17 protein-coding genes are annotated in these 26,079 nt (G+C 42.2%); 14 read left to right on the top strand and 3 right to left on the bottom strand.

All coding sequences use genetic code 11. The annotated features are described in order from the left end of the window. Nucleotides 1–54 precede the first annotated feature (54 nt). Entirely contained in the window at nt 55–936 is an 882-nt protein-coding gene (locus tag AC056_RS17880) for a LysR family transcriptional regulator (protein WP_032010330.1), read from the bottom strand. A 165-nt stretch (nt 937–1,101) separates the two neighbouring features. On the opposite strand from AC056_RS17880, the gene AC056_RS17875 reads away from it, so the two are divergent. The 7 genes from AC056_RS17875 (at nt 1,102) to AC056_RS17845 (ending at nt 9,706) form a co-directional block, all read left to right on the top strand. Further along, on the top strand, nt 1,102–2,619 hold the full coding sequence (locus AC056_RS17875; RefSeq protein ID WP_077164375.1) for a CoA-acylating methylmalonate-semialdehyde dehydrogenase: 1,518 nt from the start codon (nt 1,102–1,104) through the stop codon (nt 2,617–2,619). 11 nt (nt 2,620–2,630) lie between these two features. Then, nucleotides 2,631–3,521: a 3-hydroxyisobutyrate dehydrogenase gene (mmsB, locus tag AC056_RS17870; protein ID WP_077164374.1), complete on the top strand. Its 891-nt coding sequence runs from the start codon at nt 2,631–2,633 to the stop codon at nt 3,519–3,521. Nucleotides 3,522–3,602: 81 nt separating this feature from the next. Then, nucleotides 3,603–5,252 (top strand): AMP-binding protein, encoded by a 1,650-nt coding sequence (locus tag AC056_RS17865; protein ID WP_077164373.1) that lies wholly within the window; start codon nt 3,603–3,605, stop codon nt 5,250–5,252. A gap of 11 nt (nt 5,253–5,263) precedes the next feature. Further along, a complete protein-coding gene (locus AC056_RS17860) occupies nt 5,264–6,391 on the top strand; it encodes an acyl-CoA dehydrogenase family protein (RefSeq protein WP_002118030.1) in 1,128 nt (375 codons plus the stop codon). Nucleotides 6,392–6,412: 21 nt separating this feature from the next. Then, nucleotides 6,413–7,186 carry an enoyl-CoA hydratase gene (locus tag AC056_RS17855; protein ID WP_005309095.1) on the top strand — a complete coding sequence of 258 codons (774 nt, stop codon included), beginning with the start codon at nt 6,413–6,415 and terminating at the stop codon, nt 7,184–7,186. A gap of 12 nt (nt 7,187–7,198) precedes the next feature. Beyond that, nucleotides 7,199–8,224, top strand: coding sequence for an enoyl-CoA hydratase/isomerase family protein (locus AC056_RS17850; RefSeq protein WP_077164372.1), 1,026 nt, complete (start codon nt 7,199–7,201; stop codon nt 8,222–8,224). Nucleotides 8,225–8,344: 120 nt separating this feature from the next. After that, a complete protein-coding gene (locus AC056_RS17845) occupies nt 8,345–9,706 on the top strand; it encodes an MFS transporter (RefSeq protein WP_081410812.1) in 1,362 nt (453 codons plus the stop codon). A gap of 141 nt (nt 9,707–9,847) precedes the next feature. On the opposite strand, the gene abaI is transcribed toward AC056_RS17845, so the two are convergent. Both abaI and AC056_RS17835 read right to left on the bottom strand, forming a co-directional pair. Beyond that, nucleotides 9,848–10,414, bottom strand: a complete 567-nt coding sequence (gene abaI, locus AC056_RS17840; protein WP_077164371.1) for an acyl-homoserine-lactone synthase AbaI — start codon at nt 10,412–10,414, stop codon at nt 9,848–9,850. 63 nt (nt 10,415–10,477) lie between these two features. Further along, nucleotides 10,478–10,894 (bottom strand): DUF4902 domain-containing protein, encoded by a 417-nt coding sequence (locus AC056_RS17835; RefSeq protein WP_077164370.1) that lies wholly within the window; start codon nt 10,892–10,894, stop codon nt 10,478–10,480. An 818-nt stretch (nt 10,895–11,712) separates the two neighbouring features. On the opposite strand from AC056_RS17835, the gene abaR reads away from it, so the two are divergent. The 7 genes from abaR (at nt 11,713) to AC056_RS17800 (ending at nt 26,040) form a co-directional block, all read left to right on the top strand. After that, nucleotides 11,713–12,429, top strand: a complete 717-nt coding sequence (abaR, locus tag AC056_RS17830) for a LuxR family transcriptional regulator AbaR (protein WP_077164369.1) — start codon at nt 11,713–11,715, stop codon at nt 12,427–12,429. Between the two features lie 738 nt (nt 12,430–13,167). Further along, the gene (locus AC056_RS17825) at nt 13,168–15,057 is read left to right on the top strand and encodes a fatty acyl-AMP ligase (RefSeq protein WP_077164368.1); all 1,890 of its coding nucleotides are present in this window, start codon (nt 13,168–13,170) and stop codon (nt 15,055–15,057) included. Between the two features lie 51 nt (nt 15,058–15,108). Further along, nucleotides 15,109–16,884 carry an acyl-CoA dehydrogenase gene (locus tag AC056_RS17820; protein ID WP_077164414.1) on the top strand — a complete coding sequence of 592 codons (1,776 nt, stop codon included), beginning with the start codon at nt 15,109–15,111 and terminating at the stop codon, nt 16,882–16,884. Beyond that, nucleotides 16,881–17,141 (top strand): acyl carrier protein, encoded by a 261-nt coding sequence (locus AC056_RS17815; RefSeq protein WP_001030690.1) that lies wholly within the window; start codon nt 16,881–16,883, stop codon nt 17,139–17,141. Before AC056_RS17820 ends, AC056_RS17815 begins: the two co-directional genes overlap by 4 nt. After that, on the top strand, nt 17,138–21,097 hold the full coding sequence (locus AC056_RS17810) for a non-ribosomal peptide synthetase (RefSeq protein ID WP_077164367.1): 3,960 nt from the start codon (nt 17,138–17,140) through the stop codon (nt 21,095–21,097). Before AC056_RS17815 ends, AC056_RS17810 begins: the two co-directional genes overlap by 4 nt. Before the next feature lie 24 nt (nt 21,098–21,121). Continuing rightward, a complete protein-coding gene (locus AC056_RS17805; RefSeq protein WP_039252870.1) occupies nt 21,122–24,772 on the top strand; it encodes an outer membrane lipoprotein-sorting protein in 3,651 nt (1,216 codons plus the stop codon). Next, nucleotides 24,769–26,040, top strand: a complete 1,272-nt coding sequence (locus tag AC056_RS17800; protein ID WP_077164366.1) for a DUF1302 family protein — start codon at nt 24,769–24,771, stop codon at nt 26,038–26,040. The genes AC056_RS17805 and AC056_RS17800 overlap by 4 nt, the downstream gene beginning before the upstream one ends. The last annotated feature ends 39 nt before the right edge of the window (nt 26,041–26,079 follow it).

Below are 26,079 nucleotides of genomic sequence, written 5' to 3'. Positions count from 1 at the left end.
TCTCGATTTACCCAAAAAGCCAATCATGATTGATTGGCTTTTTTATTGAGATGTCTAATCAACCAGTAAGTGTTGATATTTATCGGCTTGTTTACGTAAATAATCCCAGACCAGTTTAATGCGTGGTTCGTGCTGTAAATCAACAAAGGTTAGCATCCAGAAGGTATGAGTAAAACGAACTTGCTGCTCTAACACCTCTTCGAGCTCAGGTTTATCGTCTGCTAGAAACTTGGGCAAAATCGCAAGCCCTGCACCAGCACTCACTGCAATTTGTTGGGCCAAAATGCTGCTACTGCGAAAGTTAGCATTCAGCTTTAATGGGAGCCGTTCTAAACAATACAACTCTGGGCTATACACCAGATCATCAATATAATTTACAAAGCGATGCTGAGTTAAATCTTCCAAACCGCGAATGGGTGGGTTTTGCGCTAGATAGTTTTGGCTGCCATAAATTTTTAAGCAGTAGTCTGACAAGCGAGTAATGATATAAGGCCCCGAGGTTGGGCGCTCAATCGACACGACAATGTCTGCCTCACGGTGGGAGAGCTTAATCATTTTTGGCACTGGAATCAGATCGATGGTCAGCAGTGGGTATTGAATAGAGAACTCAGCCAGTAAACGTGCTAAAAACGCAGTGCCAAAACCTTCAGGTGTGCCAATTCGCACACGACCTTGCAATGGTTGATGTGGTTTTTCAATTTGTAAGAAAGCTTGTTCCATTTGCTCAACTCGAGGAACAAGAGCCATGCCTTCGAGTGTCAGCTCATAGCCTGTTGCTTCACGTTTAAACAACGTTGTACCCAAAGCAAGTTCTAGAGCCTGAATTCGTCTAGCCACCGTACTATGCTCGACACCAATAATACGTGCAGCATTGGTTAAGGTTTTAGTGCGAGCCAAAACCAGAAAAAACTGTAGATGATCCCAATCCACTTTCATTTTTGTTATTGTCCCTGTGCATATTTGCACAACAATCGTGCATGAATTTGCGTTGGTGGTCAAAGCTTTCTTTGTTAGTCTCAAATGAAACCTGAATAAAGAAAATACATAGATCAGTATTTTCTAATAACTGAACACAATAAAAATATGGCCTACGGAGAGGTTATGAACACAATCCAAAAAATCGAATTGGAAACCGCTAAATTACTTATTAACGGACAGTTTATCGAATCTAAAACACAGGAATGGCAAGACATTGTTAACCCTGCGACTCAGGAAGTGATTGGTCGCGTACCATTTGCAACGGTTCAAGAAGTCGATGCTGCCATTCAATCTGCACAAGATGCTTTTGCTTCTTGGCGTCAAACCCCAATTCAGGCACGTATGCGCATTATGCTTAAGTTACAAGACTTAATTCGTGCCAACATGAAGGAAATTGCACAGGTATTGACTGCTGAACAAGGCAAAACTTTGGCCGATGCTGAAGGTGATATTCAGCGTGGTTTAGAAGTGGTTGAACATGCCTGTTCGATCGGCACTTTACAAATGGGCGAATATGTCGAAGGTGTAGCACGTGGCGTAGACACATATACTTTGCAGCAACCTTTGGGTGTCTGTGCTGGTATTACGCCGTTTAATTTCCCTGCCATGATTCCACTTTGGATGTTCCCAATGGCAATTGTGTGCGGCAACACCTTTGTTTTAAAACCATCAGAACAAGACCCGTTATCAACCATGATGCTGGTTGAACTTGCGATTCAAGCAGGTATTCCAGCAGGCGTACTCAACGTTGTGCATGGTGGCAAAGAAGTGGTTGACCGCTTGTGTACCCATAAAGACATTAAAGCGATTTCATTTGTGGGTTCAACTGCGGTTGGCACACATGTTTATAACCTTGCAGGACAACATGGCAAACGCGTGCAATCAATGATGGGTGCAAAAAACCATGTGGTTGTCATGCCAGATGCCAATAAAGAACAAACGCTAAATGCCTTGGTGGGTGCAGCATTTGGTGCTGCTGGGCAACGCTGTATGGCATTGTCTGTTGCAGTCATGGTTGGCGACAGCAAACAATGGATTCAAGAGTTAGTTGAAAAAGCGAAAACCTTAAAAGTAAACGCAGGCCATGAGCCAAATACTGACATTGGCCCAGTCATTTCAAAACGTGCTAAAGCGCGTGTGCTTGATTTAATTAATAGCGGTGTTGAACAAGGAGCAGAACTTCTGCTTGATGGTCGTAATGTGCAAGTACAAGGCTATGAGTCGGGCAACTTTGTAGGTGCGACGATTTTTAGTGGCGTAAATACCGACATGCGTATTTATAAAGAAGAAATCTTTGGTCCAGTACTTTCGATTATTTGTGTAGATACACTCGATGAAGCGATTGCGCTTATCAATGCCAACCCATTTGGTAACGGTGTAGGTCTATTTACCCAAAGCGGTGCGATTGCACGTACTTTCCAAAACTTAATTGATATTGGTCAAGTCGGTATCAACATTCCAATTCCTGTACCTGTGCCGTTCTTTAGTTTTACAGGTTCAAGAGGCTCAAAACTGGGTGATTTGGGACCATACGGCAAACAGGCTGTCCAGTTCTATACCCAGACCAAAACCATTACTAGCCGTTGGTTTGAAGATAGCCATGAAGTTGGCGGTGTAAACACAACCATTAGTTTACGTTAAGGGGATCACGGATGAATATCGCCTTTATCGGTCTAGGAAATATGGGCGGCAAAATGGCCCATAACCTACTAAAAGCCGGAATCAAAGTTTATGGTTATGACCTCAGTGAAGTTGCTATTCAGCACTTCGCCGAGGCAGGTGGCATAGTCTGCGACAGCCCACAGGCAGCAGCAAAACAAGCTGATGTGGTCATTACCATGTTGCCTGCAGCAAAGCATGTTAAAGACGTTTACTTGGGTGAAAATGGTGTATTGGAGGTGCTAAAAGCAGGTAGCTTATGCATTGATAGCAGTACCATTGACCCGCAAACCATCAAAGATATTTCGGCTGTTGCGCATAGCAAAAATATTAAAATCTGTGATGCACCAGTCTCTGGTGGAACCATTGGTGCTCAAGCTGGAACTTTAACCTTTATGGTAGGTGCCGATGATCAAACCTTTAACGAAGTAAAACCAGTGCTCAGCCACATGGGCAAAAATATTGTTCATTGTGGTGATGTCGGTGCAGGCCAAATTGCCAAAATCTGCAACAACCTGATTTTAGGTATTTCAATGGCCGCTGTTGCTGAAGGTATGGCGCTTGGTGTGAAGTTAGGCATCGACCCACAAGCATTGGCAGGCGTCATTAACACCTCAAGCGGTCGTTGCTGGAGTTCGGATGTATGTAATCCATGGCCGTATATTAATGAAAATGCGCCTGCGTCTCGAGGTTACCAAGACGGCTTTGCGACTCAGCTGATGCTAAAAGATTTAGGACTCGCTGTAGAGGCCGCGGGCCAAGTCAAACAGCCAGTGGTATTAGGTGGCATGGTGCAACAGCTCTATCAGCAAATGTGTATGCGTGGTAATGCCAATCTCGATTTTTCGAGCATTATTCAGCAATACCTGCCACAAGAGGCATAACGGTAAAGCCAAAGGATGGCTTTAAACCAATAAATCAAACCCTGTCGTGAATAACAACAAATCCGGACTGAGGGAAAAGATATGATGGATTATCAAAATGCTGTACAGGCTTTCGATTTGGAAAGTACTGCAAAACAGATGTTGTCAGGTTCACTCGATGCACTGAACGCTTGTTATGAATGCTGTGATCGACATGCAGATGGCGATAAAGTTGCGCTGTACTGGCAAGGAAAAGACGGACGAAAAGAGCAATATACCTTCCGTGAACTAAAAGAATGGTCGAGTCAGTTTGCTAACTTTTTAAAAGCAAAAGGTGTGAAAACTGGTGACCGTATTTCAGGTTTATTACCAAGAACACCTGAACTGATTGTAACCATTTTGGCAGCTTGGCGAATTGGTGCAGTCTATCAACCGTTATTTACTGCATTTGGCCCAAAAGCGATTGAGCATCGTATTCAGCTTGCACAAAGTAAGCTAGTGGTGACCGATATGGGTAACCGTAGCAAGCTTGATGAAATTGAATATTGCCCTGCAATTGTGACGGTGGCCGATGCACAAGGTACTCTGCTTAAAGCAGGTGATTTTAACTTCTGGAATGAGGTGAAGCAGCAACCCGATCAATGTGATCTAGTCATGCGTAGCATCCAAGATCCTTTCTTGCTCATGTTTACTTCAGGCACTACAGGGCCTGCAAAACCATTAGAAGTACCACTAAAAGCACTGATTGCCTTTGGGCGATATATGCAAGATGCCATTGGTTTAACAGAAGAAGACTCGTTTTGGAATATTGCCGATCCGGGTTGGGCATATGGTTTGTACTATGCGATTACTGGGCCGTTATTCTTGGGCCACGCTACTTTGTTCTATGAAGGTGGGTTCAGCACAGATAGCCTATGCCAAATTGTGAAAGACTATAAAGTTAACAACTTGGCAGGTGCTCCAACGGCTTACCGTATGATGATGGCAGCAGATCCAGCGCAAATGGCGCCGTTAAAGGGGCAGTTCCGTGTGGTGAGCAGTGCCGGTGAGCCGCTGAATCCAGAAGTCATTCGCTGGTTTAAACAAGTGCTTGATGCTCCGATTTATGATCACTATGGGCAAACTGAAGTCGGCATGGTGGTGTGTAATCATCATGGTTTAAAACATGAAATTCATGCTGGTTCAGCAGGTTTCCCAAGTCCGGGCTACCGCGTTGCGATTGTCAATGAACAAGGTGAAGAACTTCCCCCAGACACACCAGGAATTTTAGCGGTCGATATTAGCCAGTCTCCAATGATGTGGTTCGGTGGCTATAAAGAAAGCCGTAAATCGCCATTTGTTGGTCACTACTACTTAACGGGCGACACTGCCGAGTTACATGCCGATGGCAGTATGAGCTTTGTAGGACGCAGCGATGATGTAATCACCACATCGGGTTATCGGATTGGTCCATTCGATGTAGAAAGTGCTCTGCTTGAACATGATGCTGTCATTGAAGCAGCAGTGATTGGTGTACCTGATCCCGACCGTACCGAAGTGGTTAAGGCATTCGTGATTTTATCCGCGACTACTCAACCATCAGAAACACTTGCTGAAGAACTCAGTCAATTTGTTAAAAGACGACTTTCTGCTCATGCTTACCCACGTTTAGTTGAATTTGTGAGTGAATTACCTAAAACTCCAAGTGGCAAAATTCAGCGCTTTTTATTGCGTAATCAAGAAATTGCTAAACAACAAGCTAAAGCAGGGTAAAGGAAATAATAATGCAATTTACCGAAGAACAATTACTTATCCGTGACATGGCGAAAAGTTTCGCCCAAGAACAAATTAAGCCTAATGCCAGCGATTGGGACCGAGACGGAACTTTCCCAAAAGAGACTCTGGCTCAAATGGGCCAACTCGGTTTTATGGGTATGCTTGTTTCAGAGCAATGGGGCGGTTCAGACACGGGTAACTTAGCCTATGTACTGGCACTCGAAGAAGTTGCGGCGGCAGATGGTGCAACCTCGACCATCATGAGCGTACATAACTCGGTTGGTTGTGTACCTATTTTAAAGTTTGGTACCGACGAGCAAAAAGAACGCTTTTTAAAACCTCTGGCACAAGGTGAAATGATCGGCGCTTTTGCCTTAACTGAGCCGCATACAGGATCGGATGCGGGAGCCATTAAAACCCGAGCGGTGAAAGATGGCGACGATTACATTTTAAATGGTGCTAAGCAGTTTATTACCTCGGGTAATAATGCCGGTGTCATTATTGTGTTTGCCGTGACCGATCCGAGCGCGGGCAAAAAAGGTATTAGTGCCTTTTTAGTCCCACGCGAAACACCGGGCTATGAAGTGATTCGTGTAGAAGAAAAACTCGGTCTGCATGCGTCAGATACCTGCCAGATTGCCCTGACAGATGTGCGCATCCATAAAAGCCTGATGCTGGGTAAAGAAGGTGAGGGCTTGAAAATCGCTCTTGCCAATTTAGAAGGTGGACGTATTGGTATTGCTGCACAAGCAGTCGGTTTAGCACGTGCGGCGCTCGAAGAGGCGACCCGTTATGCCAAAGAGCGTATTACTTTTGGAAAACCAATTTTTGAGCATCAAACCATCGCATTTCGCCTTGCCAGTATGGCAACTGAAATTGAAGCAGCGAGACAACTGGTTCACTACGCTGCGCGTTTAAAAGAAGCAGGTCAACCGTGTCTCAACGAAGCTTCAATGGCCAAGTTATTTGCTTCAGAAATGACTGAGCGCGTGTGCTCGAGTGCGCTACAAGTCTTTGGTGGCTATGGCTATCTCAGAGATTTCCCAATTGAACGCATTTATCGTGATGCGCGTATTTGTCAAATTTACGAAGGCACAAGCGATATCCAACGTTTAGTGATTGCACGTAGTCTATAAAATCAGAACAAGGAATAAATAATGCAGTGGCAAAGTATTTTATTAGAAAAGCGTAATGGGGTTGGACTGATTACATTAAATCGCCCTCAAGCGCTCAATGCTTTAAATAGCGAATTAATTAGTGAAATTAATCAGGCATTAGATCAGCTCGAAAAAGACCGCGAAATTGGTTGCATCGTATTGGCAGGTTCTGAAAAAGCTTTTGCCGCAGGTGCCGACATTAAAGAAATGGCTGATTTAGCATTTCCTGATATTTATTTTGATGACTTTTTCCATCTTGCAGACCGTATTGCGCAGCGCCGTAAACCTTTAATTGCAGCGGTGAGTGGCTATGCATTAGGTGGTGGCTGTGAACTAGCACTCATGTGTGACTTTATCTATTGTGCTGACAATGCCAAGTTTGGTTTGCCTGAAGTCACCTTAGGAGTAATTCCTGGTATTGGTGGTACACAACGCTTAACTCATGCTATTGGTAAAGCCAAAGCAATGGAAATGTGTTTTACCGCTCGTCAAATGGGTGCTGTAGAAGCAGAGCAAAGTGGTTTAGTCGCACGTGTGTTTAGCAAAGAAGAATTACTTGAACAAACCTTGCAAGCAGCTGAAAAAATTGCGGCACGATCTTTAACTGCAAATATGATGCTCAAAGAAACCATTAACCGAGCTTTTGAAGTGAATCTGACTGAAGGCTTGCGTTTTGAAAGACGTATGTTCCATTCAATATTTGCAACATTTGACCAAAAAGAAGGAATGCAGGCGTTCGTTGAAAAACGAAAACCAAATTTTAAAAATCAGTAAGAGATCAATAAAATGAATACAGAAAATCACTTAATGATTGAGCGACAAGGTAAGTTGGGCATTATTACCTTAGACCGTGTGACTCATCTCAATGCATTGTCGCTAGATATGATCAAAAGTATTGGTGCCCAATTGGAACTGTGGCGAAATGATGCTGCTATTCAGGCAGTATTAATTAAGTCAAATAGCCCAAAAGCCTTCTGTGCAGGTGGAGATATTCGCTATCTCTACGACAGTTATAAAAATGGCACGGCCGATTACAAAGGCTACTTTAGTGCCGAATATAAAATGCTAGATATACTGCGTGAATATGCAAAGCCAGTCATCGTCTTGCTTGATGGCTATGTTTTAGGTGGCGGATTTGGCTTGGCTCAAGCTTGTCACATTGTTGTGAGCAGTGAAAAGTCCAGATTTGCTATGCCTGAAACAGCGATTGGCTTTTTCCCAGACGTTGGCGCAACGCATTTCCTGTCTCGCCTTGATGATATTGGCGTTTATATGGCAATTACGGGCGAGCAGATCAGCAGCAGCGATGCGCTCTATCTCGATTTAATTGACTACCATGTGCCAAGCGAGCAGTTACAAGCTTTGCAAGATGCTCTTGTTGAGGCACCAAGTTTAAGTAAAGAGGGAATTGAACGCATCATTACCCGATTTATTACTCGCCCTGCCGAAAGTGAACTCAAACAATTGGCCGAAGGCATCCGTAAACACTTCGGATATCAGCATTTAGATGAAATTGAGCAAAGTCTTGAAAATGAGCAAGATGAAAGCTTAAAGACTTGGGCAAGTAAGATGCTCAGCATTTTGCAGCAGCGCTCATTTATAGCCAAACAAACCAGTTTGAAACTGCAACATTTAGGCCGTGGGCTTTCGCTACAGCAGTGTATGCAGCTTGAACGTGATTTACAGGACATTTGGTTTGAGCATGGTGACTTTATTGAAGGTGTCCGTGCTCTCATTGTCGATAAAGACAAACAACCACAGTGGCAAGAACGTAATTCGAAATTTGAGCCAATTTTAGAAAAATTGAGCTAAGCCTTATTACGCAACTCTAAAAAACTTAAGGAGATAAAGCGAGACCTGAAAATGCTTATGGTCAGGGCTGGTCATAAGCATAAAAAAGATAAAACAAGAAAATCTAAAAAGGATATTATGATGCAATCAATACATGGAAACGGTTCACATCCTAAAAAGTCGTCACATCGATTAGCAGGCATCTCTAGCATGGTCGGCACTACCATTGAGTGGTATGACTTTTTTATCTATGGTGCGGCGGCAGCGCTGATTTTTAACAAGCTATTTTTTCCTAACTTAGACCCACTTACAGGTGTACTTGCGGCATTCGCTACCTATGCCGTTGGTTTTATTGGCCGTCCACTTGGTGGTTTAGTCTTTGGTCATTTTGGTGACAAGATTGGCCGTAAATCGATGTTACTACTTACTCTGATGCTCATGGGAATTCCAACCGTACTGATTGGCTTATTACCAACTTACGAATCAATTGGTTACTGGGCTGCAATTTGTTTGGTTGTCTTACGATTCATTCAAGGGATGGCAATGGGCGGTGAATGGGGCGGTGCGGTGCTTATGGCCGTTGAACATGCTCCCGAAGGCGGTAAGGGTTTTTGGGGAAGTTTGCCACAAGCCAGTACGGGTGGTGGCTTAATGCTAGCCTCGATTGCATTAGGACTGGTGTCGTTATTACCTGAGCAAGCATTGTTTAGTTGGGGGTGGCGTTTACCATTTCTTGCCAGCATTATTTTACTCGCAGTAGGTTGGTACATTCGGGTGAAAGTACCAGAGTCACCAGATTTCGAAAAAGTAAAACAACAGTCTGAAGAAGTCAAAGTTCCTGCCTTACAGGTTTTTAAAAACCATCCAAAGCAACTCATCACCATTATTTTGGCTCGCGCTGCCGAAAATGCATGGTTTTATATTGCTTCAACTTTTACATTGGCTTATACCACTGCACAACTTGGGATCGCACGCCAAGATATTTTGTTTGCTACCATTTGCGGTGCAATAGTCATTTTATTTATGACACCGTTATGTGGGCATTTGTCAGATAAAGTCGGTCAACGCAATATGTTCATGTTTGGTTTATGCGTATTGGCACTTTATTGCTATCCATTTTTCACCATGCTCAACACAAAAGATCCAGTATTAGTCTGGACCGCAATTGTTTTAGCAGTTGGCGTGGTCTTTCCAATTATGTATGCGCCGCAAGCTCAGCTTTTTGCACGTCAATTTCCAGCAGAAATTCGTTATAGCGGAATTTCAATTTCGGTACAGTTGGCTGGGGTGCTTGGTGGTGGTTTAGCGCCGTTAATTGCGACCAAACTTTTAAGTATCGGGCAGGGTAATCCATATTTAATTATGATTTATATTGGATCTATGGCTATCGTTGCGATTATATCGACTTCATTTATGCCACGTGATTGGCAGACTAAAACTGATGAGGCTTACCATAAAAAATCAGAATTAAATTTGAAAACCAAAATTACTGAGCAGTCTTAATATTAAGTTTGAGTCTTTCAAATTTCAAAAGCCCTAATCTTTTGACTAGGGCTTTTGAAATTTGGCGAGTGAAACGAGATTGCCGCTTAAGACCATCATCTTTGCAATGTCACCAATATTCTTAGACTTTGATTTAACCAATTACACTTCAATCAAGCATGCAAACATAGCATATCCATCAATCGTGATTGGTGGGCCTGCACGATGGGCACGAAACCCAGCAGCGCGTAGTAACCGCTCTACCCCAAGAGGAGAGGTGGTAATAAGTTGTTTGGCACCTTGTTCTCTTGCAAAGTTAATTGCTTCTTGCAGAATGGCAATCGAAACAGGTGATGATACTGCTTGAGTCGCTGTGGTAGGTGGATTCGAGAAATCTACGGCAGAAAACCTTGAGAGTTCCCAAATTTCTGGTGAGCAGGGAATAGGCATTCCATTCATTAATTGAGGAAATATTTCACCTAGTAAATACGGTTGAGTTGTAGGTAGTAATCTGGCACAACCAATAATATTGGACTCTCTATCTTGAGCGACGACATAAGCTGTATCGACTTTATCAAATTGATCTAATTCTTCATTATGTGGACAGTTTAACTCCCATCCCAAATGTTCAACAAACACCTTGTAGCGGTAACTTTTAAATTTGGTATATAAGCCTTCTGAAAAATTGTTTTGAAATCCAGCAATAATATTCATTACAAGTGCTTCCACTTATTTTTGATGTGACTTTACTGAACAGCTAGGAAGGCGGTAACTGTAAAAATTTACAGGTTGCTAGGAGAAATTAGGGCTCAATTTAGACTTTGCTAATCTTGTATTGATTTGGGCATAAATGAACTGTTCCCAGAACAGGCTGTCGATTTTCTTCTCGATTAATGATCCAGTCACATCAAATCCAATATCTGTACCAGATACATCAACGATCATGATATTGCTTCGAGGTAAACCAACTCGTTTTAAGCTAGCGGACCCATTTTGCTCAATGAATACCCAGTCCCATCCAGTACTTAAAGCAGGGGTCTTTAGTGTTGCCCATTCAGTAAAACCATAATAGAAAATTTGTGAATCTTCGATTTGTATTGATTCAACAATGGATAAGATGTGTCGGAGAGGGTGGTTCATAAGCTGGTTTTCATTCATCCGAATAAAACCATCTGCTGAGATTGGAAAGTGAGTGGGTATGCTGACCATGCTACCTGTTTAAGTAACCTAAAATGGAATTCTACTGATAAATAACATAAATTATTGCCAATGAAATACTGTCATATTTAACAGGTTAAAGATAATTCCATGGCCTATATCGTTAAGCTGACCTTATTAGAGGGGTGCTTGGATATTAAGATTTACTTATATGAGAATAGAGTAACTTTAGTTCTTTAGTCGAAAATAACTTGTTGAAATTTACGAAATCATACGACCGATGATGAACTTTATATGGATTATCTATTCTCATTATTGAAAGGATAATCATAAGCAATACAGATTATGGTGTAATTATTTGATTTTTTAAATTATTGTAGATGCTTTTAGTTTCTATATATAATAAATGGTAAAATTTCATAATTTTAGGTGTTGTTAGAAGTTATTATTAAATTAAATTAATAAAAATATCTCATTGATAATAAGTAGTGGAGTCTTAGTGTTTATTTAAAAATAATTATTTTTTGGAATAAAATGCATCCTATAAAAAATTTTTTTCAAGCATAATCTGCACCTGAAATATAACAACCTTAAAAGCTTTTAGAAATTTAGTTTATCTGAAGAATTTGCACCCATTTAGGCTTAAAAGTGTTGTTAATTGAATGATGAATTCAAAATCTGCAATTGAGAAATCAATAAAAGAGGAATAGGTGTTCAAAATATTTTAGTACCTAAAAATCTTTTAGATTCTCGCAGCGCTTTATTGGAATAAGGGTAAAAGATAAGGCCTATACTTCAATTTGATTGCTTGGATTCATAAGATGAAACTGAACAAAAAATGATTTTTGGCCGGAGTCTAATGAGAGCAAATGGAAAGTTGGCAAGAGGATTTATTATCAGCATTTTTGATCGTGCAAGATGAATACCAATTATTTGAAGTCGTCAAATCGACAGCATTAAAGCTTGGATTTGATTATTGTGCTTATGGTATGCAGTCACCATTATCTATTGCTGAACCAAAAACAATTATGCTGAATAATTATCCTCAAGCATGGCAGCAACGCTATGTGGAACAGCAGTATGTTAAGGTCGACCCAACTGTTCAGCACTGTATGGTTTCACTGAAACCTCTTGTCTGGTCAAGTCAATACACTCATACACAAGTAGAGAAAGACTTCTGGGAGGAAGCGCGTTCTTATGGTTTAAATGTTGGTTGGGCACAGTCAAGTCGTGATTTCATTGGGACACGTGGAATGCTAACTTTGGCAAGATCCAGCGACCAATTATCTGAAAAAGAACAAAAGGCACAATATACAAATATGTATTGGCTAACTCAAACTGTACATTCCAGCATTGCTAAAATTGTAAATGATGTTGAGTTCTCTCAGTTTAATCTATATTTAACGAACCGAGAAAAAGAGGTACTACGTTGGACGGCTGAGGGTAAAACGTCAGCTGAGATTGCACAGATTCTTGGAGTAAGTGAAAGAACCATAAATTTCCATCTGAGTAATTCAATGCAAAAACTAAATGTGAATAATAAAATTTCAGCAGCAATTCGTGCTGTAATGTTAGGACTATTGTAAAACTAAGTTTATAATAAAAATAATATTAAAGTTAAATAGTTGTGATGTATATTTTAAATTAAATTTAAAAAATTATTTATTTTAATAAAGATAAATAATTTAATTTTTGTTTGAGATATAATAATTATCAAAATTAAAATGTTCTTTTTAATATGCTTAATTTTAATTTAACTTTTATTTTATGGTCAGAAAGTAAGATAAATTTTACAACCTATGTGTATATTTATTTTTAAGTATTTAATCAAAGTTTAAGTATAATTAAATTAAGATTTTTATTGGTGTCAAAAGTTCTGGAATTAAATGTGGTTTTTAGTTAGATTGTATATAACCAGTAAAATCATAAATTTTATCTAAAATACGAACCTAAAGTTAAGAAAAAATGAAAATTCAAACTCAATATGTTTTGTGGTTTAGATAAACTTAATAATATTAGCTTGACATTTCCTAAATCGAGGCTATTAGGGTAGCTTTTTAAGTTTAATTAATTACAAGAATTTGTAATCTTTAACTGAATAAAAATGATTATAAAAGAGAACTAAGCTCTTAATTTTAAATAAAAGTTGCCTAACCTGTTAACACTTACAGGTGTAATAAAAAACACCCGCACATAAAATATAATGTGAATTTATATTTTAAACAAAAAGTATATTCATTTTTATTAAAACCCCCAGCTAGAAGTTGAATTTCTGAAACAACAGGTTTCTTTGAAGGGTTAATTATAATTAATCGGAGTAAGTTATGGCTGTAATGTGTACGGATAATATCATTGCAACTTTGGAATCCCACGCGAAAATAAATGGAGCTAAGACCGCTTTCGAGTATTTGGGACGCCAGTCGGGTGGTATTCAAGCTTTGACGTATGCAGATCTGAACGAGCGAGTTCAATATCAAGCTCAGATATTACTAAACCTTGTAAATAGTGGCGATCGTGCAGTATTGCTATTTGAACCTGGTCTAGACTTTATCGTTTCGTTCTTTGCTTGTCTAAAAGCTAAAATCATCGCAGTACCAGTCAGCTTACCGTTTAATCGTAATGGTTTTTCTAATATTTTGAATATTATGAATGACTGTGAGCCAAAGATAGTACTCACAACAAAAAAGATTCTTGAGCTATCAGGTCTGATCACATTAAAGGCTCAAAATGAAAGCTTAATATTACATGCCGTTGATGCCCAATTGCAGCGTGATGTAGTGGAAAAAGATTTTCCGCTTATTGATGAAGATGATGTTTGTTTCCTTCAATACACTTCAGGATCAACAGGTTGGCCTAAAGGGGTGATCGTTACCCATAAAAATATTATGGCAAATGAGGTCATGATTGCCGAAGCCTTTTGTACGCAGCCGGATGATATTGGCCTGACATGGTTGCCTGTTTATCACGACATGGGATTAATTGGCTCAGTTTTACAGACCGTTTATGTGGGACTGACCTGTTATGTTATGTCGCCGCTGGACTTCATTCGAAAACCGCTGAAATGGCTACAATTCATTAGTGAAAAAGGCGTCACGATCAGTGGTGGGCCAAACTTTGCTTATGAGTTGTGCTTGCATCGTATCTCTGATGAGGACGCTGCAGCGCTTGATCTGAGTCGCGTTCGTGTAATGTTTAACGGTGCTGAGCCAATCAAAGCTCACGTTATGCAGCGCTTCATGGAGAAGTTTAATACTCAGTCGAAATTGAAGCTGGATACTTTCTTGCCATGTTATGGCTTGGCAGAAGTCACGCTTTTAGTCAGTGGTGTAACCGGTCCTCTGAATGCCATTTCACTTGATCGTGATAAATTAAATGCCCACTTGGTAGAAATCAGTCAAGACCAGAATGCTGTACAAGTGGTGAGCTGTGGCAAGATCTCTGCACACATCGATTGCCGTATCGTCAATCCGCATACCCATCAAGAAGTAGCTGCTCATGAAGTCGGTGAAATCTGGTTGGCAGGTGAGAGTGTCACTGCGGGTTATTGGCAGAAGCCAGAGGTCAATCGGGAAACTTTTGCCGCGACTATTGTCGATGACTCGGGTCAGCCTAGCCAATTGCCTTACTTAAGAACGGGAGATATGGGCTTTGTCAAAGATGGAGACCTATATGTGACTGGTCGCCTTAAGGATGTGATTATCATCCGTGGCAAGAACTATTATCCACAAGATATCGAGTGCTCTGTTGAAATGGCGCATCCTGCTGTTCGTAAAGGCTGTGTTGCAGCAGTGAATGTTGCTGATTCTGACGGTGTTACGGTTGTACTTGAAATCAAGAAGAAGTCACTAGACAAGACTCTCAATTTTGAAGCTATTAGAACTCAGGTCAAGGAACAAGTGACAGCTGAGATTGGCTTGCCTGTAGAAGGTGTCTTTTTACTGCATCAAGGCCGAATAAATAAGACCACGAGCGGCAAAATTAGAAGAAGAAAAATTAAAGAGCAGATCGAACGCGGTCAATTGGTCTGTTTAACCCATCCAAACCGTAGAACGGTGATTGCTCGAAACTATGTCAAGAACGGTTTAGAAGTCATCCGTGATCGTGAGCAGCGGGGGCAGCTGATTCGTTATAGCTCCAATCTACTCAACTCAATGATCAAGGAACGTGAAGTGCGCAAGCTGATTTTTAATCGTCTGAAAAGTGCTTTGTTTTAAACCCTTACCCTTTAATCATTTGAGTGAAAATTCATGTCACTTACGTCCAATTTGCGGCAGTTTCAATCTGCTGCTCGTCTGGAGCAAATTTTAGGCTCCGTACATGATACTAACAACGACTTTTCTTGGTCCGCTGCCATCGAACGTGATGAGAAAGAACAGTACCCTCAGCGTGCTGTTGATTTTCTGAATGCGGTAGGTATGAACCGTTTCTATGTACCTTCAGAGCTTGGAGGTCGTATGGAAATTGGTGAAGAATTGCTATATCTACATCGCGTGCTGGCACGACGTGATTTAACTATCAACTCGACCTATAGCACGAATGCTTGGTCTGTGATTGTCTGGATCGGCGGTAATGCGAATCAATGCCAAAACATCGCTAGTCGAATTTTGAGTGGCGCTGCTCCAGCACTGGCTTATAGCGAGAAAGCCCATGGCGCCGACCTGCTATCGAGTGAAGTGACAGCGCAATCTACCGAGAGTAAATATGTTTTAAATGGCGAAAAATGGTCAATTAACCGTGCCACTTTAGGAGACTCTTTAAGCCTAATCGCTAAAACATCGGACGATCGTGGACCACGTAGCCTAAGCGCATTCTGGCTCGATAAGCGTCATATGGCCTCAAAAGGAACATATAGCCTGAACCGACTACCAACAGTGGGTATGCGTGGTCTAGATATTAGCGGTATTGGTTTTAACAATGCTGAAATTCACAAAGATGCCCTGATCGGTGAAGAAGGCCAAGGCCTAGAGCTTGGGCTTAAGACGCTACAGGTAACACGTGCATATTGCAGTAGCTTCTCTCTAGGTGCTGGCGATACGATGCTACGCATTGCGACCGAGTTTGCTATTGAACGCGAGTTATATAACAAAAAAGTAATCAGTATTCCATTGGTACGTGAGCAACTCGCGACAGCCTATGCCTACCTTTTAGCGGCTGAGGTGTTATCACTTGTTGGTGCGCGTGGTTTGCACGTATGTATCAATCAGTTCAGTACATGGTCACCAATCGTGAAAGTACTAGTACCTGAGTATGTAGAGTCGCTTGCCAAGATCACTTCTTCAGTGCTTGGGTCACGCTTTTTCTTAAGAAATGCGTATGCGGATGGAATGTATCAGAAAGCATTCAGAGACCATCTGATTGTTAGTGTGTTTGACGGTAGTAGCACCGTTTGCCTAGACAGTCTGAGTTTTCAGCTCAAATCTGCCAATAAAGGTCGTAGCAAAAAAGCCGACCATCTCAATCAATCCGAAGCTAAAGCACGTTATCGCCAGTTGTTTGACTTGCAGGTAGAGACAGGCGCTATTGATTTCCGCGAGCTTGAGATTTTCAACCGAGATGGTGATTTGGTGATGGAATCACTCGAAACAATCATCGAAATGCTCAACGATGCCGATGTCACAGCAGGATTGTCTACTGAGACACTCACTACGCTACGTGAACAAGCAGACCAACTTCTAGTTGAACAACGTTCTTTGGATCAAAAAATTCAGGATTACTTCTCAAATTCTGAGCAGAGCAAAGAGTTTGAAACGTTGCGCTTTAGTCTTGCTCGTAGCTACGCCGAGTTATTTGCTCGTATTGCCGTGTTGGGTTTCTGGGTCTTTAACCGTCAGGGCCTAAGACCAGCTTTACAGGATGGTGCATGGCTGATCATTTTCTTAAATGCCGCTGAAGGACAGACAGCTCCTCCTATGATGTCATTGCGTGAAAGTACATTGGCAGATTTGCTAGACCGAATTTCAACTAACCATATGTTATCCGTCATCGATTTTGCACTGGCACCACGTGATGCCAAACCGGTTAAAGAGGAGATTACCCCATGAATAAAGATAAAGCTTACTGGAGCGCAATTATTCGTACGCTAGTAGCCAAAGAAATGCGCGTAGAGCCTGAGACGATTGATCCAGATCAAAAATTTACCAGTTATGGTCTTGATTCGATCGTTGCTTTGTCTGTATCTGGGGACTTAGAAGATCTGACAAAACTGGAGCTTGAGCCGACCCTCTTATGGGATTACCCAACAATCAATGCGTTGGCCGAATATCTTGTTTCTGAGTTGCAACAGGGAGTTGCTTCATGAACAACCTTGCACGACTAGAACCGGAAGTTCTGTCGCGTCATGCGATTTCTGCGGAACAGCTTGGTATTTGGTACATCCAGCGTCTTGAGCCAACTTGCAGTGCCTACAATATGGTGGTGGCCTTTGATGTGAAGGTCAATCAACCATTAGGCAACAAGCCGATGGAGATTCTGGAAGCGGTCATGCATGATTATCCGCTGTTGCGTGTCAGCATGCCTGCCAATGATCAGGGAATTGAGCAACTCATCTGGGATCGCGTCTATCCGAATATCATCTTTTCTGATGCTCGTCATATTGAAGCTTCTGATTTAACGCAATTGGTTGAGCAAGATACTAAGCAGCCATTTGACCTGACTCAGCCACCATTGTGGCGTGTTCATTGTTATGAGCGTGGACAAAATCACTATGTGATTGCCGTTGTGATTCATCATGCGCTCATGGATTTTTGGTCAATTGGTCTATTGCTGCGAGACGTCAGCAAACGTTTTGGACTCGTTGCAGAGTCGGATACAGTGAACGGAATTGAGTTTGCACAGTATGCCGATAAGCAGCAGAGCAGCGTAATCGATGATGCTGATGAAAGTTTAATTTTCTGGAAAAATGCACTGAAGCATGCACCACATGTGCATAGCATTCCACTTGATTATCCTCGTCCAGCTGTACAGCAGCATAAGGGTAGCTCACTGGCTTTCCGTGTACCTGAATCAGTGTCATATGGTCTTGTAAACTTGGCGAAAGATTATGAGATCACATTGTTCGGACTTGTGCTATCGGGGTTCTATATCCTGCTGCACAAACTCTCTAATGAAAATAATCTAGTTATTGCCACACCTGTAGCTGGTCGACTTGAACGCTCTTTGCGTAATGCATTGGGGCAGTTCGTCAACACAATAGCTATCCAGATGGACATCGATGCTGATTTGACTTTACGTCAATTTACCCAGCAGGTTCAGGAACAATTAAGACAGAGCCTTAAGCATCAAAAAGTTGCTTTTTCTAGAGTAGTTGAGGCGGTCTCGCCAAAGCGTGATGGCAGTATTAACCCATTGGCTCAGGTAGGAATGTTCTGGGAACGTCTAGGTGGTATGGATGAGTTTAAAGAACTACTTCTGCCAATCCAGACCCCAGCTACTTTGGTTGGTCAAGATTTAACTTTAGGAAGTTTTCCAGTTCGTCAGCAAGAAGGACAGTTGGATATTACGCTAGAAATGGGCGGTGAATATCAGGGTGAACTTGTTGGTGTATTGAAATATAACACTGAGCTATTTTCTGCGCAGTCTGCCGAAAATATGGTACAGCTGCTGCAAGCTGTACTATCTGAGATGGTGGCTCATCCTGAACGTAAGATCGTTGAGTTAAATATCGCACCTGATTATAAAGATGGCATTCAGTTCGAGGCCCTCCGTGGAAAGGCGACTGATTATGCTCAGCATGATCTATTCGCAATGATTTTAAAGCAGATCGATGATCGTGGTGATCATCATGCTTTGACCTCGAACGATCATGCGGTTAGCTACCGTGAGTTAGGTCAACATATTGCTGGTATTGCTGAATATTTGCGTGAACACGGCATTACACGTGGCGATCGTGTAGGTCTCATGTTAGACCGCACAGCGTTACTGCCAGCAGCAATCCTTGGGATCTGGGCGGCAGGGGCAGCTTATGTGCCACTGGATCCTAACTTCCCAACTGAACGTCTACAAAACATCATTGAAGATGCCGAACCTAAAGTCATCTTGACTCAAACCGAGTTAATGGATGCTCTTAACAGTTCTGTGCCTCGCTTAGATATCAATCAAGCTGGTGTTGTAGCACTTGAGAAAGTGCGCGAGACGCTTGCTTTTGGTGACATAGCTTATGTGATGTACACATCAGGTTCGACAGGTAAGCCTAAAGGTGTTCGTATTGGGCATCCTTCAATCATCAATTTCTTGCTATCTATGAATGATAGATTGCAAGTAACGACTGAAACTCAGTTGTTAGCAATCACCACGTATGCATTTGATATTTCAATTCTTGAATTACTCATTCCGCTTATGTACGGCGGTGTGGTGCATGTTTGCCCACGTGAAGTATCACAAGATGGTAATCAACTCGTAGACTATCTAAATGCTAAGTCTATCAATGTTTTGCAGGCTACACCGGCTTCTTGGAAAATGCTCTTAGATAGCGAGTGGAGCGGCAATGCAGGGTTGACTGCACTCTGTGGAGGCGAAGCGCTAGATACTATTCTTGCAGAAAAACTGCTGGATAAAGTTGGTTGTCTATGGAATGTCTATGGCCCGACTGAAACTACAGTGTGGTCTAGTGCAGCTCGTATCACCGATGCAAAGTATATTGATTTAGGTGAACCACTGGCGAATACCCAGCTTTATGTTCTTGATGAGCAGCAGCGTTTGGTTCCACCAGGCGTTATGGGTGAGCTTTGGATTGGTGGTGATGGTCTGGCAGTTGATTACTGGCATCGACCTGAATTGACAGATGCACAATTTAGAACATTACCATCTCTACCAAATGCCGGTCGACTTTACCGAACAGGGGATAAAGTCTGTCTGCGTGCAGATGGACGCTTGACTCATCATGGACGTCTAGATTTCCAAGTCAAGATTCGTGGATTCCGTATCGAACTAGGTGAAATCGAGAATGTTCTCAAACAGATCGACGGTATCACAGATGCGGTAGTGCTGGTTAAGACCACAGCTGACAGCGACCAGAAACTGGTGGCGTATGTAACTGGACAAGAGCTTGATATTGCTGGTTTAAAAAAGACCCTGCAAATCCATCTTCCAGCTTATATGGTGCCAAGTGCGTTTATCCGATTGGATGAATTTCCAATGACGGCCAACAATAAGTTGGATCGTAAGGCATTTCCTGAGCCGATCTTTGAGCAGAGCAATGATTATGTTGCACCGCGTGATCCGATCGAAATCGAATTGTGTACTACCTTTGAACAGATCTTGTCGGTCAAGCGAGTGGGTATACACGATGATTTCTTTGAATTAGGTGGGCATTCTTTATTAGCTGTGAAGCTTGTCAACCATCTTAAAAAGGCTTTCGGTACCGAACTGTCAGTTGCTTTGTTGGCACAATATTCCACTGTGGCGAGTCTGAGTGAGATCATTCGCGAAAATAAAGAAATTAAGCCATCTATCGTAATTGAACTACGCCGTGGAACCTATGAACAACCGCTGTGGTTGTTCCATCCAATTGGTGGCAGTACCTTCTGTTATATGGAGCTTTCGCGTCACCTCAACCCGAATCGTACTTTACGTGCTATTCAGTCTCCTGGACTGATTGAAGCCGATGCTGCGGAAGTGGCGATTGAAGAAATGGCGACGCTCTATATTGCTGAAATGCAAAAGATGCAGCCTCAAGGCCCTTATTTCCTCGGTGGCTGGTGTTTCGGTGGTGCGATTGCATATGAGATCAGTCGTCAGTTACGTCAAATGGGGCAACAGGTCACAGGTATTGTCATGATCGATACTCGTGCTCCAATTCCAGAAAATGTGCCTGAAGATGCTGACGATGCCATGCTTTTGTCTTGGTTCGCCCGTGATTTAGCTGCACCTTATGGCAAAAAGTTAACGATCCCAGCGCAATACTTGCGTGAATTGAGTCCAGATCAAATGTTTGATCATGTACTTAAAGAAGCTAAGGCCATCAATGTTCTACCGTTAGATGCTGATCCATCAGATTTCCGACTTTACTTTGATACCTATTTGGCGAATGGCATCGCACTCCAGACCTATTTCCCAGATCCTGAAGATTTTCCAATTCTACTGGTCAAGGCCAAAGATGAGCAGGAAGACTTCGGAGAAAGTCTAGGTTGGGATCAACTGGTCAAAGAAACGTTTACACAAGTGGATTTGCCTGGTGACCATTCATCAATTATGTACGCTGAGAATGTCGTGGCTGTAGCCCAGACCATTGATCAGATGTATCCAATTCCTGCATAAGAAATACAAGAAGGTAGAACCACTATGGTGACCATAGAACATGCTTTCCTCATACCGGCCGATATTGACAAGGTTTTTAACTACCTTGCAAACCCGGCCAATGATGCAGGTTGGCAATTGTCGTGTAAGCATTCTGAACTGCTAGACAGTACTCCGCGTGTGGGCAGTAAGTACGAGATTGGTTTTAGCTTTATTGGTCGTGAAATGTCCTTTAAAGGTGAAATTACACATCTGGTACCGAATGAATTGTATGCGTTTAAAGTAGTGGAAGGACCCTTTCACTACACCGGTACTTACCGCTTTAAACCACATCCGGAAGGTACGTGGATTGAATGGGTGTTTGAGGCAGAACCGGGTAGCTTTTTTGGTGTATTACCGCCAGCGCTACTAAAAAAGATGGTACTCGCTCAGTTCAAAAAAGATGTTGATAATCTTCAAGCATTGGCTCAAAAGGGTGAAGCCTATGAGTCGGTTGGCAATGAACATAAACCAACTATCGAGACCAGTAAACCACCTCGTAAGACTCAACAAGTAATGGAGAAATACGCACGTTGGATTCTTAGCCATCGTCGTATTGTGTTGGCTGTGGTGATGCTCTTAACACTTGCTCTAGCGTATCTGGCATCTGGCGTAAAAATTATTATTGACCCAGATGCACTTGCGCCTAAAGGGCATCCGTACATCACCTCGACCAAGCTGATTGAAAAGAAATTCGGCTCCAAATATATGGTCGTGATCGGTATTACTCCAAAGCAGGGTGATATTTATCAGCCACAAGTGTTGGAGAAAGTCAAACGCATTACCGAAGAAGTGGATAATGCACCTGGTGTAGTTCGCTCAACTATGATGAGTCTAGCTGCACGTCAGGCGAAAGGAATCGAGGCGAATGCAGAAGGGTTTGATGCCAAGAAACTATTGCCGAGTAGTTCAGTCACTCAAGAAGATATCGATCACCTGAAAAAACTACTGGCACTGAATCCAACCTATATGAATTCAGTGGTATCTAAAGATCAACGAACTGCTGCGATTTTGCTTGAGCTTGAGGAAAGTCCAGAGGGCTTCCAAAAGATGATGGGCCCAATCAACAAAATCGTAGAGAGTGAACAATCTAAAGATATGACCATCAGTGTCGGTGGCAATCCTGTGTATCTGGATAAAGCTGAAGATTACTCTAAACGTATCAATATCTTGTTCCCGATTGCCGTATTAGTAATTGGTTTATTGCACTTTGAAGCATTCCGCAGCAAGCAAGGTTTGATTCTGCCACTCGTTACAGCTTTATTGGCTGTGGCATGGGGTATGGGCATGATGGGCTTGTTCAAACAGCCAATGGATATCTTTAACTCGCCTACGCCAATTCTGATTCTGGCCATTGCGGCAGGGCACGCCGTGCAGTTGCTCAAGCGCTACTATGAAGATTTTGATCGCCTGATTGCTCAAGGGATGGAGCCTAAAGCTGCCAATAGCGAAGCTGTAGTGCAGTCTTTGGTTCGTGTGGGTCCGGTTATGGTATTGGCTGGAGGTATCGCAGCGGCTGGTTTCTTCTCTCTGTTGACTTTCAATATTCCTACGATTCGTTCATTCGGTATTTTTACAGGAATCGGGATCATCAGTACGCTGGTGATTGAGATGACTTTTATTCCGGCACTTCGCTCAATGTTGCCACCGCCTTCGGTTGTGAAGGTCAAACGTAAAGGCTTGCCGATCTGGGATTGGATTCCAAACCGTATTGGTGATGTCATTTTATCAGTTCGTCCAAGAATGATGCTAATGACTGCGATTGCGGCAATGGGCGTCTTTCTTGCTATTGGCACGAGCCGTATTGTGGTAGACAACGACAGCCGTAATTTCTTCGCTCGCGACTTACCAATGCAGCAAGACGACAGATTCTTGAATCAGTCTCTTGGTGGCACAAACAGCCTTTATATTATGGTTGATACGAAGGTTCGTGATGGTATTGAAAACCCTGAAATCCTAAAAGCGATTGATAATACAGAAAAGTTTGCAAACTCAATTCCAGAGGTCGGTAAAACCATCTCTATCGTGGACTATATCAAACGAATGAATCAGGCAATGAATGCTGATCAGCCTCAAGCATTTCAGGTTCCTGCAACCAAAGATGTCGTTGCTCAGTATCTGCTGTTGTATTCAATGTCTGGTGAGCCGACTGATTTTGATTCATACATTGATACCACTCAGCGCTATGCCAAGATCACTGTTCTTCTGAAAACAGGCAGTAATCATCGCATTAAAGAAATCCTAGAGTCGCTAAAAACGTATATGGCGGGTCAATTGGGTGATAAAGCTGTAGTAAGTTTTGGTGGTGATGTGACGCAGACCATTGCCTTAACTGAAACAATGGTTCACGGCAAGCTCATGAACATTTTACAAATTTCATTTGCCGTATTCTTTATTTCAGCATTGGTTTTCCGTTCGATTTCAGCGGGACTGATTGTTCTTACACCACTTCTGTTCTCAATTCTTGCGATCTTTGGCGTGATGGGATGGCTCGACATTCCGCTCAATATTCCGAACTCTCTCATCTCGGCCATGGCTGTAGGTATTGGTGCGGATTATGCCATTTACTTCCTCTACCGCTTGCGTGAAATTTTGCGCGAAGAAGGCGGCGATATCAAAGACGCAATTCGTAAAACTTTAAGTACTGCTGGTAAGGCATCTCTTTTTGTCGCGACTGCGGTTGCCGGTGGGTATGGCGTATTGTCTTTGTCGCAAGGCTTCCACGTTCATCAATGGCTCGCAATGTTTATTGTGATTGCGATGCTGTTCAGTGTATTTGCAACCTTAATTATGGTACCTACAATGATTCTGATGTTGAAACCTCGTTTTATCTTTTCTTCAAATAAAAAGAGCATTCCTGTTGCACAAACAGTTGTGACAAGCCTTTTGTTGGGTACAGCGCTCACTTTTTCATTACCTAAAACATCTCATGCAGATGAAGTTCAAGACATTGTTAATCGTAGTGATGATGCCTCTAAATTCTTGTCTTCAACCGCTAGCGCCAAATTTATTTTGACCTCTAAAAATGGCGAGCAACGTGTACGTTTAACTAAAAATATGACCAAGCTTGCTGGAAATACTCAGAACAACATGCGTTTGACTGAGTTCATCTCGCCAGCAGATGTTCAAGGAACCACGACGCTGTTAATTGAAAATGCGAAAGGCAGCGATAGCATGTTTGTCTATTTGCCAGCATTGAAAAAAGTACGTCGTCTTGCATCAGCGAATAAAGGTGATGCTTTTATTGGTACGGACTTTAGTTATGGTGATGTGCTTGGCTATAAGCTCAGTGACTGGAAGTATACGAAACTGGCAGATGGCAAATTTAATGGTAAAGATTGCTACATGATTGAAGCAACGCCAATTAACAATACTGTGAAGAGTGACTTTGGTTATAGCAAACGTCGTATGTGCATACTCAAAGATAACTTTGTTACAGCAACCATCGACATTTGGGATACAGCAGGTAAGCCTTTAAAACACATTGAGTTCACCGATATCCGTCCTTACGGCAAAGTGAAACCAAGATGGCAGGCTATGAAATCTATGGCGAAAAATCTGCAAACTCAACATATGACGCAAGTGATCGTCAATGATTTTGTGGCAGAAAAAACTTTATCCGATAAGCTTTTCTCACCGCAGAGCCTTGAAAAATGACGCAAGGTGCCTATTGGGTATTTGCATGCTGCAGTAGCTTTATGCTACTGCAGCATGCTTATGCAGATGACAGTGAAATTAGTTTTGTTAGCCAGAACTCAGCCAGACTCGATGTGTGGTCATCAGATCGTGATTTAAGTTCGTTAAAAAACATTGGACAGGCAAGTTTCTGGTCCAATGGTACGCTCAAGTTTAACCCCGCATTTAAGCTGCATTACGACATCGTGGTTGGAGACGAAACGGACCATACTGTGAACCCAGATCAAGTGAGTAAGGTAAACCGTAACTTACGTGAGTTATATGCCTCTTATAACTGGGATCAGACAGTTTATGTTGATGTTGGTCGTCAGATTGTCATCTGGGGAAGGGCTGATGGCATTAACCCAACGGATAATCTCTCGCCTCGTGACTATACGCGTCTAGTACCAGATGAGACAGATCAACGTCTTGGAAATGATGCACTCAAATTGACGTATATTCCTGAATCTGGAACCAATAAATGGACTGCATTGTGGTATCCGCGTAGTCGTTCAGATGTGATTCCATTGCGTCAGATTGCTGGTGTTCAGTATGACATAGACCGTAAGAGTCGTCCTATGTTTGCAGTACGTTGGGATTATTCTGTAGATGGTCTAGATGTCGGGGCATCGTATTTTTCAGGTTTGGATCACATGCCTGATTTGTCACTACAGTCGTTATCTTCAGCAGGGGCAACATTACAGCTGAAAAATAATCCTATGTCTGTCTATGGAGTAGATTTCAGTTATAACCATAATGATATCGTATGGAGAGGTGAAGCTGCTTATACAAAGACTGACTCGGATGGCAATGAAGATCTTACACACAAAAAAAATAATTTAACTGTGGTTGTGGGTCCAGAATTGTCATTAAAAAATTCCACGCTGAGTTTAATGGGCGTGTACAAACATACAGAGGATGTAAGGTCTGCCGACAGCTTAACAGATCCATTATTGAGAGAAGTTTATCGTTATCAGCAAACCATCAGTGACCAGTATCAACAGAATCAGTATGGGGCTATGCTGCGTTATGCACTTAACCTAATGAATGACAACCTAAAGCTAGAGTTTACAGGGTTTTATTTTGCACCAGAGCCTAATGAGTTATTGAGAGTGCGTATTAACTACAACCTCAATGATCACTGGCAGTTGAATGCAGGTGGAGATCGCTTCTGGGGCAAAAATGATACGGTATTAGGACAATTTAGAGATAACAGTCTGGTATATGCCCAGATCCGATATAACTTTTAAGATAATTCGCTCCAAAACAATGCTGGATTGCCCAGCCCT

The sequence above is a fragment of the Acinetobacter genomosp. 33YU genome (assembly GCF_001990725.1).
GTDB lineage: Bacteria > Pseudomonadota > Gammaproteobacteria > Pseudomonadales > Moraxellaceae > Acinetobacter > Acinetobacter seifertii.
This window is presented reverse-complemented; position numbering and strand designations above follow the sequence as displayed.

Bases quoted from the DNA above. Each gene is read 5' to 3' on its own strand.
- AC056_RS17880 (WP_032010330.1), bottom strand. From the start codon at position 936: ATGAAAGTGGATTGGGATCATCTACAGTTTTTTCTGGTTTTGGCTCGC.
- AC056_RS17875 (WP_077164375.1), top strand. From the start codon at position 1,102: ATGAACACAATCCAAAAAATCGAATTGGAAACCGCTAAATTACTTATT.
- mmsB (WP_077164374.1), top strand. From the start codon at position 2,631: ATGAATATCGCCTTTATCGGTCTAGGAAATATGGGCGGCAAAATGGCC.
- AC056_RS17865 (WP_077164373.1), top strand. From the start codon at position 3,603: ATGATGGATTATCAAAATGCTGTACAGGCTTTCGATTTGGAAAGTACT.
- AC056_RS17860 (WP_002118030.1), top strand. From the start codon at position 5,264: ATGCAATTTACCGAAGAACAATTACTTATCCGTGACATGGCGAAAAGT.
- AC056_RS17855 (WP_005309095.1), top strand. From the start codon at position 6,413: ATGCAGTGGCAAAGTATTTTATTAGAAAAGCGTAATGGGGTTGGACTG.
- AC056_RS17850 (WP_077164372.1), top strand. From the start codon at position 7,199: ATGAATACAGAAAATCACTTAATGATTGAGCGACAAGGTAAGTTGGGC.
- AC056_RS17845 (WP_081410812.1), top strand. From the start codon at position 8,345: ATGCAATCAATACATGGAAACGGTTCACATCCTAAAAAGTCGTCACAT.
- AC056_RS17835 (WP_077164370.1), bottom strand. From the start codon at position 10,894: ATGGTCAGCATACCCACTCACTTTCCAATCTCAGCAGATGGTTTTATT.
- abaR (WP_077164369.1), top strand. From the start codon at position 11,713: ATGGAAAGTTGGCAAGAGGATTTATTATCAGCATTTTTGATCGTGCAA.
- AC056_RS17825 (WP_077164368.1), top strand. From the start codon at position 13,168: ATGGCTGTAATGTGTACGGATAATATCATTGCAACTTTGGAATCCCAC.
- AC056_RS17815 (WP_001030690.1), top strand. From the start codon at position 16,881: ATGAATAAAGATAAAGCTTACTGGAGCGCAATTATTCGTACGCTAGTA.
- AC056_RS17810 (WP_077164367.1), top strand. From the start codon at position 17,138: ATGAACAACCTTGCACGACTAGAACCGGAAGTTCTGTCGCGTCATGCG.
- AC056_RS17805 (WP_039252870.1), top strand. From the start codon at position 21,122: ATGGTGACCATAGAACATGCTTTCCTCATACCGGCCGATATTGACAAG.
- AC056_RS17800 (WP_077164366.1), top strand. From the start codon at position 24,769: ATGACGCAAGGTGCCTATTGGGTATTTGCATGCTGCAGTAGCTTTATG.